Source organism: Streptomyces sp. NPDC057307 (genome assembly GCF_042667665.1).
Classification (GTDB): Bacteria; Actinomycetota; Actinomycetes; order Streptomycetales; family Streptomycetaceae; genus Streptomyces.
The window spans coordinates 1-13,994 of the sequence record NZ_JBHUZM010000081.1 but is presented as its reverse complement, the minus strand read 5'-3'; the positions used below and the strand labels follow the sequence as shown (position 1 = coordinate 13,994).

Annotated in this window: 13 protein-coding genes and 1 pseudogene; 9 read left to right on the top strand and 5 right to left on the bottom strand. The window is 71.4% G+C overall.

Going from position 1 to position 13,994, the window contains the following annotated elements:
- Nucleotides 1-54 precede the first annotated feature (54 nt).
- Complete coding sequence (locus ACFUN8_RS24420) at nucleotides 55-339, top strand: DUF6355 family natural product biosynthesis protein (RefSeq protein WP_383641389.1); 285 nt, start codon at nucleotides 55-57, stop codon at nucleotides 337-339.
- Nucleotides 340-420: 81 nt separating this feature from the next.
- Here the strand turns inward: ACFUN8_RS24420 and ACFUN8_RS24415 are convergent.
- From ACFUN8_RS24415 to ACFUN8_RS24405, 3 genes and pseudogenes are all read right to left on the bottom strand, one after another.
- Nucleotides 421-1,244 (bottom strand): annotated as a pseudogene (locus ACFUN8_RS24415) (ADP-ribosylglycohydrolase family protein).
- Between the two features lie 43 nt (nucleotides 1,245-1,287).
- Nucleotides 1,288-1,938 carry a fasciclin domain-containing protein gene (locus ACFUN8_RS24410; RefSeq protein ID WP_383641387.1) on the bottom strand — a complete coding sequence of 217 codons (651 nt, stop codon included), beginning with the start codon at nucleotides 1,936-1,938 and terminating at the stop codon, nucleotides 1,288-1,290.
- A 64-nt stretch (nucleotides 1,939-2,002) separates the two neighbouring features.
- Nucleotides 2,003-3,649 (bottom strand): molybdopterin-dependent oxidoreductase, encoded by a 1,647-nt coding sequence (locus ACFUN8_RS24405; protein WP_383641436.1) that lies wholly within the window; start codon nucleotides 3,647-3,649, stop codon nucleotides 2,003-2,005.
- A 226-nt stretch (nucleotides 3,650-3,875) separates the two neighbouring features.
- On the opposite strand from ACFUN8_RS24405, the gene ACFUN8_RS24400 reads away from it, so the two are divergent.
- The 5 genes from ACFUN8_RS24400 to ACFUN8_RS24380 are packed head-to-tail and all read left to right on the top strand — an operon-like array spanning nucleotide 3,876 to nucleotide 9,535.
- On the top strand, nucleotides 3,876-5,183 hold the full coding sequence (locus ACFUN8_RS24400) for an NAD(P)/FAD-dependent oxidoreductase (protein WP_383641384.1): 1,308 nt from the start codon (nucleotides 3,876-3,878) through the stop codon (nucleotides 5,181-5,183).
- Nucleotides 5,180-5,959 (top strand): DUF1365 domain-containing protein, encoded by a 780-nt coding sequence (locus ACFUN8_RS24395; protein WP_383641381.1) that lies wholly within the window; start codon nucleotides 5,180-5,182, stop codon nucleotides 5,957-5,959. Before ACFUN8_RS24400 ends, ACFUN8_RS24395 begins: the two co-directional genes overlap by 4 nt.
- Nucleotides 5,956-7,293 carry a class I SAM-dependent methyltransferase gene (locus ACFUN8_RS24390; protein ID WP_383641378.1) on the top strand — a complete coding sequence of 446 codons (1,338 nt, stop codon included), beginning with the start codon at nucleotides 5,956-5,958 and terminating at the stop codon, nucleotides 7,291-7,293. The genes ACFUN8_RS24395 and ACFUN8_RS24390 overlap by 4 nt, the downstream gene beginning before the upstream one ends.
- The gene (locus tag ACFUN8_RS24385; protein WP_383641375.1) at nucleotides 7,290-8,732 is read left to right on the top strand and encodes a class I SAM-dependent methyltransferase; all 1,443 of its coding nucleotides are present in this window, start codon (nucleotides 7,290-7,292) and stop codon (nucleotides 8,730-8,732) included. Before ACFUN8_RS24390 ends, ACFUN8_RS24385 begins: the two co-directional genes overlap by 4 nt.
- Nucleotides 8,729-9,535 carry a DUF1295 domain-containing protein gene (locus ACFUN8_RS24380; RefSeq protein ID WP_383641372.1) on the top strand — a complete coding sequence of 269 codons (807 nt, stop codon included), beginning with the start codon at nucleotides 8,729-8,731 and terminating at the stop codon, nucleotides 9,533-9,535. Before ACFUN8_RS24385 ends, ACFUN8_RS24380 begins: the two co-directional genes overlap by 4 nt.
- A gap of 130 nt (nucleotides 9,536-9,665) precedes the next feature.
- Here ACFUN8_RS24380 and ACFUN8_RS24375 read toward each other — a convergent pair whose 3' ends face one another.
- Entirely contained in the window at nucleotides 9,666-10,424 is a 759-nt protein-coding gene (locus ACFUN8_RS24375) for an anti-sigma factor domain-containing protein (RefSeq protein WP_383641369.1), read from the bottom strand.
- Nucleotides 10,421-11,005 (bottom strand): sigma-70 family RNA polymerase sigma factor, encoded by a 585-nt coding sequence (locus ACFUN8_RS24370; protein WP_383641366.1) that lies wholly within the window; start codon nucleotides 11,003-11,005, stop codon nucleotides 10,421-10,423. Before ACFUN8_RS24370 ends, ACFUN8_RS24375 begins: the two co-directional genes overlap by 4 nt.
- Before the next feature lie 253 nt (nucleotides 11,006-11,258).
- Between ACFUN8_RS24370 and ACFUN8_RS24365 the strand changes: the two genes are divergently transcribed.
- The 3 genes from ACFUN8_RS24365 to ACFUN8_RS24355 all read left to right on the top strand — a co-directional run bounded on the left by ACFUN8_RS24365 (nucleotide 11,259) and on the right by ACFUN8_RS24355 (nucleotide 13,935).
- A complete protein-coding gene (locus ACFUN8_RS24365) occupies nucleotides 11,259-11,909 on the top strand; it encodes a PadR family transcriptional regulator (RefSeq protein WP_383641363.1) in 651 nt (216 codons plus the stop codon).
- Nucleotides 11,910-12,106: 197 nt separating this feature from the next.
- Nucleotides 12,107-13,159 carry an ATP-binding cassette domain-containing protein gene (locus ACFUN8_RS24360; protein ID WP_383641360.1) on the top strand — a complete coding sequence of 351 codons (1,053 nt, stop codon included), beginning with the start codon at nucleotides 12,107-12,109 and terminating at the stop codon, nucleotides 13,157-13,159.
- Nucleotides 13,156-13,935, top strand: a complete 780-nt coding sequence (locus ACFUN8_RS24355) for an ABC transporter permease (RefSeq protein WP_383641357.1) — start codon at nucleotides 13,156-13,158, stop codon at nucleotides 13,933-13,935. Before ACFUN8_RS24360 ends, ACFUN8_RS24355 begins: the two co-directional genes overlap by 4 nt.
- The last annotated feature ends 59 nt before the right edge of the window (nucleotides 13,936-13,994 follow it).

Genomic DNA, 13,994 nt, shown 5'->3' with positions numbered 1-13,994 from the left:
GCGTGCGCACCGATTCCGGTGCCCGGTTCCACACCCGCAACAAGGAGCAGCCGCATGCGCGTTCGTCAGTCCCTCCCCGCCCTCGTCGGCGCCGTCGCCATGGTCCTGGGAATGTCCACGGCGGCGACCGCCGCCCCGTCGGCCGCCGCGACGCCCTGCGGCTACTACGCGTCGTCCAGCGACTCGTACTACAACCACTGCACGAACGACGGCTCGCGCATCGTCATCGAGGTCGAGGTGTCGGGCTGGAACTACGAGCAGTGTGTGGGCCCCGGCGTCACCTGGCTCGGCTCGACCAGCAAGGTCAGCGGCGCGTGGTACGTCGGGCGCACCTGCTGACACCTGCTCGCGCGCGTTCGCGCCGATGAAGGGCCCGGACCTCCGCCGTCCGGGCCCTTCGTCATGCGGGGACCACGGGCGTCAGGCCGCCAACCGCCCGGCGAGCCGGACCAGTTCCGGCGTACGCAGCACGCGGTCGCCGTAACCGGGCAGCGGCACATGGAGCGGGTCCGTCCAGCGCCGGGGGATCGCGGCGCAGCCGTACACGGCGCCCGCGAGCGCGCCGGTGACCGCCGCGACCGTGTCCGTGTCACCGCCCAGATCGATCGCCGCCCCCAGGGAAGCCTCGAACGAGCCGGTCGTCCGCAGCGCCCAGAGCCCCGAGCCCAGACACGGCCACACCGCCCCGTTGAACTCCGTCGCGTCGTCCGGGTGCCAGCCGGGGTCGAGCACGATGGCCCAGCGCGGACGGTGGTCCTCGCGTACGTCAGGGAGCACGCCGGGTACGGCGGCCACCGGATCACCGCCGTCCAGCGCCACCCGGATCAGCTCGTGCAGCACGGCCGTGCCCTCCCAGGCCGCGGAGTCGCCGTGGGTGAGCGCCGCGATCCGGCGGGCGGCCGCCATGGTGGCGTCGCGGCCCGCGGCGGCGAAGTGCACGGCGGGGGTGGCCGCGCGCATCAACGAGCCGTTTCCGGCGGCCCGTCCGGAGCGCTGGAAGTGGAGGGGCGCCGCGAGATCCCAGGGATCGCCGCTCAGCAGGACCTGTTCTCGCCCGGATCCCAGCCGCCGCCTCCGCACATCTCGCCCACGCCGTCCGGGAAGCGGGCGGTGAAGACTCCGGCGGGGCCGAACTCGAAAGGTGCTCCGAGCGCGTCGCCGACGGCTGAGCCGACGACCGCTCCGAGCACCCGATTCGTTCGAGCCGTTCCGCCCGTGGGGGCCGGCCGATCCAAGGGGGTCATCCGGCCAGGATAGGGAGACCCGACAACCCCCTTGAGCGCGGGACTACTTCGGCATCAGCACGGTGTCGATGATGTGCACCGTGGCGTTGGCCGTGGGGACGTCGCCGCAGACGACGCCGGCCGAGTCGTTCACCTTGTACTCGTCGCCGGAGCCCGCCGTGGTCAGCGTGCTCTTCTGGAGGGTGTCGTACGTGCCGCTCTCCAGCTGCTTCTTGGCCAGCTTCTCGCCCACGACGTGGTAGGTGAGGATCTTGGTGAGCATGGCCTTGTCCGCGAGGACCGCGTCCAGGTCGGCCTTCGGGATCTTGGCGAAGGCGGCGTTGGTGGGCGCGAACACCGTGATGTTCTCGGCGGTGTTGAGGGTGTCGACCAGGCCAGCCTTCTTCACCGCGGTGACCAGGGTGGACAGCTCCGGGTTGTTGGACGCGGCGGTCGCGACAGGAGCCTGGCCCATGCCGTCGAAGCTGCCGGGGCCGGTCTTCGGCACCGAGGCGCAGGCCGGGCCGAACGGGGCGTCCGCGGTGTCGCCCGCGGCGTCGTCGGCCGTGTCCTCCGGAGCCGCGGTCTCCTCGGCGGCGGACGAGGACTCCGACTTGGTGTCCTTGTCGTCGCTGGAACAGGAGGTGAGCGTCAGCGGAAGGGCGACGGCGGCGACGACGGTGACGGCGACACGCTGGAAACGGGTGATCTTCATGTGAATCTCCTTGAAAGGTGGTGCGGTTGACAAGAGGTGTCGTGCGGTATGCGGCGGAGCGGACTCAGTCGACGGCGACCACCACCGAGTGCCAGCCGGTCGCGCCGTCGGGTACGGTCCCGACGCGCTTGTCCGTCTGGGTGTCGCCGTTCCGGTCCGTCGCGCGGACTTCGAGCGTGTGGCTGCCGGAGGTGGCGGGCCACTCCCACATCCACTGGCGCCAGGTGTCCTCGCTGTCCTGGGCGGCGAGTGTGGCCGGGTTCCAGTCCCCGCCGTCCACGCGCACCTCGACCCGCTCGATACCGCGGTGCTGCGCCCACGCCACTCCGGCGACGGGCACCTTGCCCGCCTTCGGTGAGGCGAACGGGCGCGGCGTGTCGATCCGCGACTGGGTCTTGATGGGCGCCTCGCGGGACCAACTGCGCTTGACCCAGTACGCGTCGTAGTCCGCGAACGTGGTCAGTTCGAGGTCTTCCAGCCACTTGCACGCCGACACGTATCCGTACAGGCCGGGGACGACCATGCGGACCGGGAAGCCGTGGTTGAACGGCAGGGGTTCGCCGTTCATGCCGACCGCCAGCATCGCGTCGCGGCCGTCCATGACCGCCTCGACCGGGGTGCCGATGGTCATGCCGTCCACGGAGCGGGACACCAACTGGTCGGCGGGACCGCCCTTCGACGGTGGTTCCACACCGGCCTCACGCAGCAGATCGGCCAGGGGGACGCCGATCCAGCGGGCGTTGCCGACGTACGGGCCGCCGACCTCGTTGGAGACACAGGTCAGCGTGATGTCCCGCTCGATCAGTTGCCGCCGGAGCAGATCCCGGAAGCTGAGGGTGAGCGGCCGGGGGACGCCCTTGCCGTGGATGCGCAGACGCCAGCTGTCGGCGTCCACACGGGGCACGACCAGGGCGGTGTCCACCCGGTAGAAGTCCTTGTTGGACGTGGTGAAGGAACTCAGGCCGCGTAGCTTCAGATCCGTGCCCGCCGGTATCGGCGGGGCCGGTGAGGACGGGGCCGGCAGGACGATCGTCCGGCGTGAGGCGGCGGCCTCGGCCGCCCCCGAGGCGTTCAGCCGCCGCCCGAGGAGGCCCGCTCCGGCCGAGGCCGCGGCGGCGGCCGTCGCGGCGATGACGAATCCGCGCCGGTCGAAGGCGCCGGGGTTCGAGCCGGCCGATCCCTCGGTGTCGTCCGTGTCCCTGGTGTCCTCGGTGCCCCTGGTGTCGTCGGTCTCCGCCGTTCGCGTGCTGGTCCCGTCCGTCCCCGGATCCCCATCGGGGGACGGACGGGAGGCGAGCCGGCCGGCCAGCAGATACAGCACTCCGCAGGCCACCAGACCGCCCACGATCGAGGGCAGGGCGTCGGAGACGCGGCCGTCGGGCCGCTCCACCGCCGCCAGTGCCCCGATCGCGCCGAAGACCAGGACCGCCGCCGAGCCGACCTTCCGGTACCGCAGCGAGGCCACTCCGACCGCCATGGCGAAGAGCGCCAGGAGGGCCAGGATGCCCAGTTGCAGGACCAGCTTGTCGTCGTTCCCGAAATTCCGGACGGCGAAGTCCTTCACCGGTGCCGGTGTGCGGTCGATGACCGCGCCGCCCACCGCGGTGACGGGACCCGCTTCGGGCCGTACGGCCGCCGAAACCAGCTCGGCGACGCAGAGCGCCGCGAGCCCGGCGATCAACCCGCTGAGCGCGGCCAGGGCGCCGCGCACCACTCGTACGCCACGCGGCACATGGCCGGCCTCGCTCGTCGGGTCTTTCTGATCTTCGCTCACACCGGCCATTCGGTGCGAGATGCAAGGCGGATTGGTCTGTCACCCGAAGGAATTAAAAGTAGGACCGGCGACAGAAAGATCGCTCCCGACACCAATCCGTCGGCCTCTCTGGCTCGAATCCTCCACGAGGGGCCCTGCCCGAAGCCCGACCGGAGGGAGCTGTATGAGTGGGGTGCGCGAACGCCCGCGTACGGCGGTCGTGGGCGGCGGAGTGGCCGGACTCACCGCCGCGTACGTACTGACGCGCTCGTACGAGGTGTCGCTGTACGAGGCGGAGACCCGCCTCGGCGGCCATGCCCACACGCACGACCTGGCGTCGTCCGACGGCCGGACGCACCGCGTCGACTCCGGGTTCATCGTCCACAACGAACGCACGTATCCGCTGCTGCTGCGGCTGTTCCGGGAACTGGGCGTGGCCACCCAGGAGTCGGAGATGAGCATGTCCGTACGGTGCGACGGCTGCGGGCTGGAATACGCCGGTGCCCGGGGGCTCGCCGGCCTGTTCCCGCGCCCCGGTCAGGTGCTGCGCGGGCGGTATCTGCGGATGCTCACCGAAGTGCCCGCCTTCCACCGGCGGGCGCGGCGGCTGCTCGCCGAGGAGACCGCCACCGGTGCCGACAGGACCGCGACCGGTGCCGACGACTCCATGACCCTGGCGCGCTTCGTCGCGGACGGCGGCTTCTCGCCGTACTTCGTCGCCCACTTCCTGACCCCGCTCGTCTCGGCCGTCTGGTCCTGCGACGCCGGAACGGCACTGCGCTACCCGGCCCGCTACCTCTTCCGCTTCCTGGACCACCACGGCCTGCTGTCGGTGACCGGCTCACCGGTGTGGCGCACCGTCAGCGGCGGCTCGCGCGAGTACGTCGAACGTGTCGGCAAGCAGCTCGACGCCGTCCACACGGCCGCTCCGGTCCGGTCCGTACGACGAGACCCGCGCGGTGTGGAGATCACCACGGCCGACGGCACCACCCGGCGTTACGACTCGGTCGTCATCGCCGTCCACCCCGACCAGGCCCTGCGGCTGCTCGCCGACCCGACCGACGACGAACGCCAGGTGCTCGGCGCCTTCCGCTACTCGCGCAACGCCACGTTGCTGCACACCGACACGACCGTGCTGCCGCGCAGCCGGGGCGCCCGTGCCTCCTGGAACCTGACCATGCCGTCCTGCGCGACGGACGCCGGCCGGGTGAGGGTCAGTTACGACATGAACCGGCTGCAACGCCTCGACGCCCCCGAGAACTTCGTGGTGTCGCTCAACGGCGCCGACCGCGTCGACGAGGACCGGGTGCTCGCCCGGATGACGTACGAACACCCCGTCTACACACCGGAGTCGGTGGCCGCTCAGCGCAGGCTCCCCGCGCTGAGCGGGCCGGTCACGGCGTACGCGGGGGCGTACCACGGGTGGGGATTCCACGAGGACGGCTGCCGTTCGGGTGTCGACGCCGCCGCCGCGCTGGGGGTGACGTGGTGAGCACCGGGACGCCCGGCCCCGCCGGCCCTGGCGCCGTTCCCGCGCTCTACCCGTGCGTCGTCACACATGTGCGGACCGCGCCCAGCCGTTACGACCTGCGGCTGCGGACCTACATGTGGCTGATCGACCCCGACCGTCCGCCCCGGCTGCCCCGCCTGCTGCGTCCGCTGGCCCGTTTCGACGCGCGTGACCACTTCGGCGGCGGGTCGCCGACGATCCGCGCCGGACTGGAGACGTATCTCGCGTCGCGCGGCGTGGAACTGGGCGGCGGGCGGGTGGTGATGCTCGCCCACGCCCGGGTCCTCGGCCATGTCTTCAACCCGCTGACCCTCTACTGGTGCCACGCGCCCGACGGCGAGCCGCTGTGCGTCGTCGCCGAGGTGCACAACACGTACGGAGAGCGGCACTGCTATCTGCTGCGGCCCGGCGACGAGCGCGCGGACGGCGAGGAGAACACCTTCTGGGTGGACAAGGAGCTGTACGTCTCGCCGTTCTTCCCCGTCGACGGCGGCTACCGGATGCGGCTGCCCGAGCCGGGGGAGCGGCTGAAGCTGACGGTCCATCTGGAACGCGACGGAGGAAGGCCGTTCACCGCGACCGTACGAGGCGTCCGGCGCGCGGCCACCCCCTGGGCCCTGGTGCGGGCCGGGTCGCGCCACCCGCTGTCCACGGCCGTCGTCTCCGCCGGTATCCGCTATCACGGCATCCGTCTCTATCTGCGCGGTCTGCCCGTGCGCCCCCGTCCCCGACACCGCCCCCAGGAGGGTGTGAAATGAGCGTGTTCGTATCCCCGCCGTCGCCGTCGCCTGCCTCGCCGGAGTCCCAGACGCTGACGGCTCCGTCGCCCGAGTCCCCGACGTCGACGGCCCCGCCGGCGGTGACCGCCGTCGACGCGCGGCGCTGGCCGGACGTGGCCCGGCCGCCACGGGCCTCCTGGCTGCGTACGGCTGTCGCCGAGCGGGTGGTCCGGCGTGCGCTGGCCCGGCTGGCGCTACGCGTCAGGCTGGGGAGGAGCGAGACGCTGGGCCTCGGCGGACCGCTGATGGTCGTGCACGAGCCGCACGCGTTCTTCCGGCGGATCGGCGCCACGGGCCTGATCGGCTTCGGCGAGTCGTACATGGCGGGCGAGTGGGAGGCCGACGACCTCGTCGCCGTCCTGACCGTCCTCGCCGAGAACGCGGCCGTCCTCGTCCCCGCCCCGCTCCAACGGCTGCGCCGGGTCTGGGCGTTGAAGCGGCCCGACGCGCAGCGCAACACCCCCGAGGGCTCGCGCGACAACATCAGTCACCACTACGACCTGTCGAACGAGCTGTTCTCGCTCTTCCTGGACGAGACCCTCTCGTACTCGTCGGCCCTCTTCCGGGGCTTCCCCGCCGACGCGTCACTGCTGCCCGCCGCGCAGCACCGCAAGATCGACCGGCTCCTCGACGAGGCACGGGTGGGCCCCGGCACGCGGCTGCTCGAAATCGGCACCGGCTGGGGCGAGTTGGCCATCCGCGCGGCCGCACGCGGCGCGCGGGTCGTCACCGTGACACTCTCCCAGGAGCAACTGGCCCTCGCCGAGAAGCGGATCGAGGCGGCCGGCCTGACGGACCGGGTGACCGTACAACTGCGGGACTACCGGCAGGTGCAGGGCACCTACGACGCCGTCGTCAGCGTCGAGATGATCGAGGCGGTCGGGGAGGAGTTCTGGCCGGAGTACTTCATCACGCTGGACAGGCTGCTGGCGCCCGGCGGCCGGATCGCGCTCCAGGCGATCACCATGCCGCACGACCGGCTGCTGGTCTCACGCACCACCCACACCTGGATCGGCAAGTACATCTTCCCCGGCGGACTGACCCCCTCGGTCGAGGTGATGGAGCAACTGACCGCCTCCCAGACGTCGTTGCGGATCGTCGAGCGGGACGGCTTCGGGCCGCACTACGCCCAGACGCTCCGGCTGTGGCGGGAGCGGTTCGTCGAACGGGAGGCGGAGGTGGACGCGTTGGGGTTCGACGCGACGTTCCGGCGTATGTGGACCTTCTATCTCGCCTACTCCGAGGCCGGGTTCCGCTCCGGCTATCTCGATGTCCAGCAACTGGTGCTCGACAGGGAAGGAACGCCCCGATGACAGCCACCCGACCCGCACGCGTCCCCCGGCCACACACCGGCACCCTCACCGGCACCAGCACCCGCACCGGAGCGGCCCACCAACTTCTCCCACTCGCCGAAAGGATCCTCGGCGCCCGGCTGCCGGTGCGGCTGCGCGCCTGGGACGGCAGCACCGCCGGCCCCGAGGGCGCCCCGGTGGTCGTTCTGCGCTCGCGCCGCGCCCTGCGCCGACTGGTCTGGCAGCCCGACGAACTGGGCCTGGCCCAGGCGTACATCACCGGCGATCTCGACATCGACGGCGATCTCACCGACGGGCTGCGCACCATCTGGGGCGCGGCGCGTGAGCGCGGGGCGCGCCCGCCGGAACTCACCCTCGCCGACCGGGCCCGCGCCGTCGGCACCATGCTGCGGCTCGGCGCGCTCGGACCGCGCCCGCCCGTCCCCGCGTCCCGGGCCAGACTCGGCGGCGCGCCGCACAGCAAGGCGCGGGACCGGGCCGCGATCAGCCATCACTACGACCTCTCCAACGACTTCTACGCCCTACTGCTCGACGAGACCATGGCGTACTCGTGCGGCTACTGGACGAAGGACGAGACCGAGGGCCAGACCGCGACCGAGACCGAGGCAGAGGGCGGCGAGAGTCAGGGCAGGGCAGACGGGGCGCGCGAGACCCGGGCGCAGCCGGAGTACGGCGCCGCCGACGCCCAGCGCGACAAGCTGGACCTGGTCTGCCGCAAGCTCGGGCTCGGGCCCGGCTCGACCCTGCTGGACATCGGGTGCGGCTGGGGGTCTCTCACCCTGTACGCCGCCGAGACGTACAAGACCCGCGTCACCGCCGTGACGCTGGCGGCCGAGCAGGCGCGGTACGTACGTGAACAGGTGACGGCCCGCGGTCTGTCGGAGCTGGTCGAGGTGCGGCTGTCGGACTACCGGGACATCGCGGCCGGTTCGTACGACGCGGTGTCGACCATCGAGATGGGCGAGCACGTCGGCGACGCCGAGTACCCCGGCTTCACCGCCACGCTCCACCGGATGCTGCGGCCCGGGGGACGAGTCCTGGTGCAGCAGATGTCGCGGGGCGCGGTGGCGCCCGGCGGCGGTGCGTTCATCGAGTCGTACATCGCCCCCGACATGCATATGCGCCCGCTCGGCGACACCCTCTCGCTGCTGGAGGGGGCGGGCCTCGAAGTGCGGGCCGTGGAGGCGATGCGCGAGCACTACCCGCGGACGATCCGCGCCTGGCACCGCACCCTGGAGGAGCGCTGGGCGGAGTTCGGCGCGCTCGTGGGCGAGGAGACCGCGCGTGTCTGGCGGCTCTACCTGGTGGGCAGTGCCCTGGCCTTCGAGGAGGGGCGGATGGGCGTGGACCAGATCCTGGCCGTACGTCCCCCGGCGCGGGCGCGCGGTGACCTGCCGCCCACCCCGCGGCACTGGTACGGAGAGGGCGGGACACGGTGAACGGATATCCCTGGGGCGCGTTCGGCCAGGGCGTCGGCCTCGCGGCGCTCGCCGCGGTGGCCGTCATGCTCGTGACCTTCGCGATCGCCGTCGGCAAGGGCCTGCACCGGATCGTCGACATCGCCTGGGGGATCGCGTTCGCGGTCGTCGCCGTGGCCGGCTACGCGGTGTCGGCGGGGGAGGGCGACGACACGCGCCGATTGCTGGTGACCGTGCTGACCGCCGTGTGGGGGCTGCGGCTGGCCGTCCATATCGCCCGGCGCGGGCGGGGACACGGTGAGGACGCGCGGTACGAGGCGATGCTCGCCAAGGCGCCGGGGAACCGGAACCTGTACGCGCTGCGCATGGTGTATCTGCTGCAAGGGCTGCTGGTCGTGCTGGTGTCGCTGCCCGTACAGGCCGCCCAGTACATCCCTGGCGGTCTCGGTCCTGTCGCGTTCGCCGGCTGCGCCGTCTGGCTCGTCGGCCTGGTCTTCGAGTCGGTCGGCGACGCCCAACTCGCCCGGTTCAAGGCCGATCCGGCGAACAAGGGCCGGATCATGGACCGCGGCCTGTGGAGCTGGACCCGGCACCCGAACTACTTCGGTGACTTCTGTGTCTGGTGGGGCCTGTTCCTGATCGTCTGCGACGACCCGGTCGTCGCGGCGGCGACCCTGGTCAGCCCGCTCGTGATGAGCTTCCTGCTGATCAACGGCAGCGGGAAGCGGCTGCTGGAGCGGCACATGGCAGATCGGCCGGGCTTCGCCGCGTACGCCGCCCGTACGAGTGGTTTCTTTCCGCTGCCGCCTCGTAAGACCGGCTGACGCATCGTCGAACGAACGGCCCGCACCCCTCGTCATCGGGTGCGGGCCGTTCGTTCGCTGCCGTCGCTTCGTTCGCTTCGTTCGCTTCCGTCGGTCAGATCGGTCAGGGCGGTCAGGCCGCTCAGCGCGCTCAGGTCGGGAAGTTCATCAGCGCCACCGGATCGGAGGTCGGCTGCGGTGAGCCGCCCGCCGGTTCGACGGTGATGCCCATGCCCGACGCCGCCCCGACGGAACCCGCCATCAGCACCGAGTCCGACGTCGCGGAAGGGTCCATCAGCCCCGCGTCCCGCATCGTGCCGTCGTCGTTGAACCAGAGCTGGTACACCTTGCCGCTCGGCGGTTTCGCCATGCCCGAGGCGATGAACGCCGCCTTGTCCTGGGCACGCGACACGACGACCGTGCCGGTCGCCCCGTCGGTCAGCCCGCCCGTACGGATCTTGGCGTCGGGCGCCGCGAGCACGGCGGCCAGTGCCTCGGACTGCTGCTGCGAGGCCGACGCCCGCGCGCGGGCGTCCTGGGCCTCCTGGTGCTGCCACACGGCGACTCCGCCGAAGCCGGCCGCGGCGGCGAGGCAGGCCGCCAGCGCGAAGCGGGACAGCGCGCGCCCCTTGGCGGCCCCGCCGCCGGCGCCGCGGGACTCCCGGGTGACCTTGGGCGGTTCCTGGCGCTCGGTGGCGATCCGCCGCAGCACCTGCTGCTTGAGCTCGGGCGGCGGCGTCACGGCCACGGCCAGCCCCAACCGGGTGGTGGTGGCGGCCAGTTCGCGTACTTCCTGGGCGCAGGCCGGGCACACCTCCAGATGCCTCTCGAACTCGGCCCGCTCGTCCGGCGGCAAGGCGTGCAGCGCGTAGGCGCCGGTCAACGTGTGCAGTTCGGCTGTGCTGCTCATGCGCTCACCCCCAGGCAGTCGCGCAGCCGGATGAGTCCGTCGCGCAGTCGTGTCTTGACCGTGCCGAGCGGCACGGCGAGCAGTTCGGCCACTTCCCGGTACGCGAGCCCCTGGTAGTACGCCAGTGTGACCGACTGGCGCTGGAGTTCGGTGAGGGTACGTACACAGCGCCGTACCTGTTCACGCTCCAGCCGGGACTCGACCTGTTCCGTCACCTCGTCGAAGGCCGGTGTCCGGTCCAGCAGCGCCGCCCGGTGCTCGCGGTCGCTGGACGCCTGGGCGGAGCGGACCCGGTCCACCGCGCGCCGGTGCGCGAGGGTCAGCACCCAGGTCATGCCGCTGCCGCGGGACGCCTGGAAGCGCGGGGCGCTGCGCCAGACCTCCAGGAGGACTTCCTGGGTCACCTCCTCCGACTGGGCGGGATCGCGCAGGACGGAGCGGACGAGCCCCAGTACGGGCCCGCAGACCAGGTCGTACACACGGGCGAACGCCTCCTGGTCGCCCCGGGCCACCTGGCCCAGCAATTCCTGCAGATCGGGCCCGGCAGAAGCGGGGCCGCCGATATGTACGGCTTGTTTCACGCGGCTGTTCCTCCACGGTGCGGGCGGGCGTGCCGTCCGGCACGGCGGACGGTTTCACCTGCTAGTTCGGAGCCGCGTCCGCGACGGATTGGTCCGGTCTCCGCGCCGACCGGCGCCGACCGGGCCGACCCGTCCTGTCGATGGTGTCACGGCCGGGCAAATTCGAGATATAACGCGGTTGACGAGTGATATGGCTCGCGATATGTTCGTGGCCGAGTATTCGGATCAGGGTAGTGCTGGCGAAGGGTGGGGTATGGGAGCCAAGCGACGCAAACTCAGCAATCCGCTGGCGCTCGCCGTGATGGTGCTCCTCTCCGAGCGGCCCATGCATCCGTACGAGATCGCCCAGACGCTGCGGCAGCGCGGCAAGGAGAACAGCGTCAAGATCAATTTCGGCTCCCTCTACACCGTGGTCCAGAACCTGGAGAAGCACGGTTACGTCGAGGTCGCCGCCGTCCAGCGAAAGGGCAACCGCCCTGAGCGCACCCTCTACGGCCTCACCGCGGCCGGACACGAGGAGATGCTCGACTGGATGGCCGATCTCGTGGCCGTACCGGCGCGTGAGTACCCGCTCTTCGAGACGGCGCTCTCGCTGATCGCGGTCCTGCCGGTGGAGGAGGTCGTGGAGCTGCTGGAGGAGCGGGTGCGGCAGCTGGACATCCAGCACGCGGCCATCAGCGCCGTCCTGACCCAGCTCGGCCGGACCCTGCCGCGGCTCTTCGTCGTGGAGACGGAGTACCAACTGCACATGATGGCCGCCCAGGCCGACTGGATCCGCGGCTTCCTGCGGGAGATCGCCGACGGATCACTCACCGGCCTCGACGGCTGGCGGCAGCTCCACGCGAGCGGAGTCATGCCCGCCGAGTGGCAGGAACTGGAGGGCGAAGACCCGCCGAAGCACTGAGGCGGGTGCTGGAGAAGAGAGACGAGAGAGGCCCTGGCGGCGCTGTTGACGCAGCCCCGCCAGGGTTACGAACCCCGGACCAGACCGCTCGTGAAGCGCTCCGGCCATCAAGGTGCGGCACACCAAGGATAGCCCGGCGCTCTTCACGTTGATCGGTTCGGCCTGACCGGAACCGTTCACCACAGGAGAGCTCTGTCATGACCGACCGCAGTACCGACCGCAGTACCGACCCGGGTAAGGGCGCGCCCGCCGTGGAGGCGCGTGATCTCGTCAAGACCTACCCGGGCGATGTCACCGCGCTCGCCGGGATGTCCCTCACCGTCGAGGCCGGCACGGTCCTCGGACTGCTGGGGCCCAACGGCGCCGGCAAGTCGACCACCGTCAAGATCCTCACCACCCTGGCCCGCCCCGACAGCGGCACGGCCACCGTCGCCGGGCACGACATCCTGCGCCACCCCGACCGGGTGCGCCGCTCGATCGGCGTCGTCGCCCAGCGCTCCGGCGCCGACCCCATGGCGACCGGCCGCGAGAACCTGGTGCTCCAGGGTCGGCTCTACGGACTCAAGGGCGCCGAACTGTCCACCCGGGTCGACGCGTTGCTGGACCGCTTCGCCCTCAGTGACGCGGCGAAGCGCCCGGTCAGGGGCTACTCGGGCGGTATGCAGCGCCGTCTCGACGTGGCGCTGGGCCTGGTGCACCGGCCCGACGTGCTGTTCCTGGACGAGCCGACGACCGGTCTCGACCCGGAGGCACGTACGGCAATGTGGGACGAGATAGCCAGGCTCGCCGGTGACGAGGGTCTGACGATCCTGCTGACCACGCACTATCTGGAAGAGGCCGACCGGCTCGCCGAGCGCATCGCGATCGTCGACCGCGGCCGGGTCGTGGTCGAGGGCACCCCGGACGAGCTGAAGGGCGAACTGCACGGCGACGCCGTTCACATGGAGCTGCGCGCCGACGGAGACCGTACGGTGCTGGCCGGGGCGCTCGACCTGCTGCCCGGTGTGCGTGACGTACAGGTCGACGGCCGCAGGGTCAGCGTCCGGGTTGACGACGGCGCGGCCGCCGTACCCGCGCTGCTCGCCGCGCTGGAGCGGTCCGGGGCGGCCGTCGCCGCCGCGACGGTGGCCCGCCCCTCCCTCGACGACGTCTATCTGCGCTACGCCGGGCGGCGCTTCGCCGAAGCGGACGCCCTGCAGCCCACCGACGGGTCCGATGTCCCCGCACTCGCCGCCGGAGGCGCCCGATGAGCACCAACACCCTCGCCCAGACCTGGTACATGACGCAGCGTCAGTTCATGGCGCTGCTGCGGCAGCCCATCTTCCTGGTGATCCAGCTGGTCCAGCCGGTGATCTGGCTCTTCCTCTTCGGCAACCTCTTCAAGAAGGTTGTCCAGCTCGGCGGCTTCGGCACCACGTCCTACCTGGACTATCTGATCCCGGGCATCGTGGTGATGAGCGCGCTCGGCTCCAGCATGTGGGCCGGGATGGGCACTCTGGAGGAGATCGAACGCGGGACGCTGAACCGCTTCCTGACCACGCCGGTCAGCCGCAGCGCGCTGATGAACGCCAACGTCGTGCAGAACGGCATCAGCACCGCCGTGCAGTCCGTGATCATCCTGCTGCTCGGGAAGCTCGGCGGCGCCGACTATCCGGGCGGTGCGGGCGGGCTGCTCGTCCTGCTCGGCTGCGCGATCCTGCTCGGCACGGTCTTCGGGGCGCTGTCGAACGCGATGGGCATGCTGGTACGCCAGCGGGAGTCGATCATCGGCATCAACACCTTCCTGCTGCTGCCGCTGACCTTCCTCTCGTCGGCCTTCATGGCGCCCGCCCAGATGCCGTCCTGGATGGCGGACATCGCGGACTTCAACCCGGTGAACTGGGCGATGGTCGCCGGGCGTTCGGCGATGGCGGCCGATCCCGACTGGGGTGACGTGCTGAGCCGCGGGGGACCGTTGCTCGTGCTCGCGGTCGTCGCGGTGTGGCTCTCGACCCGGACGTTCCGGTCGTACCAGAAGTCCGTCTAGGCGGGGTCCGGCGGCCCACCGCCGTGACCCGTGCTCTCGGTCGCCGGGCGGACTACGGT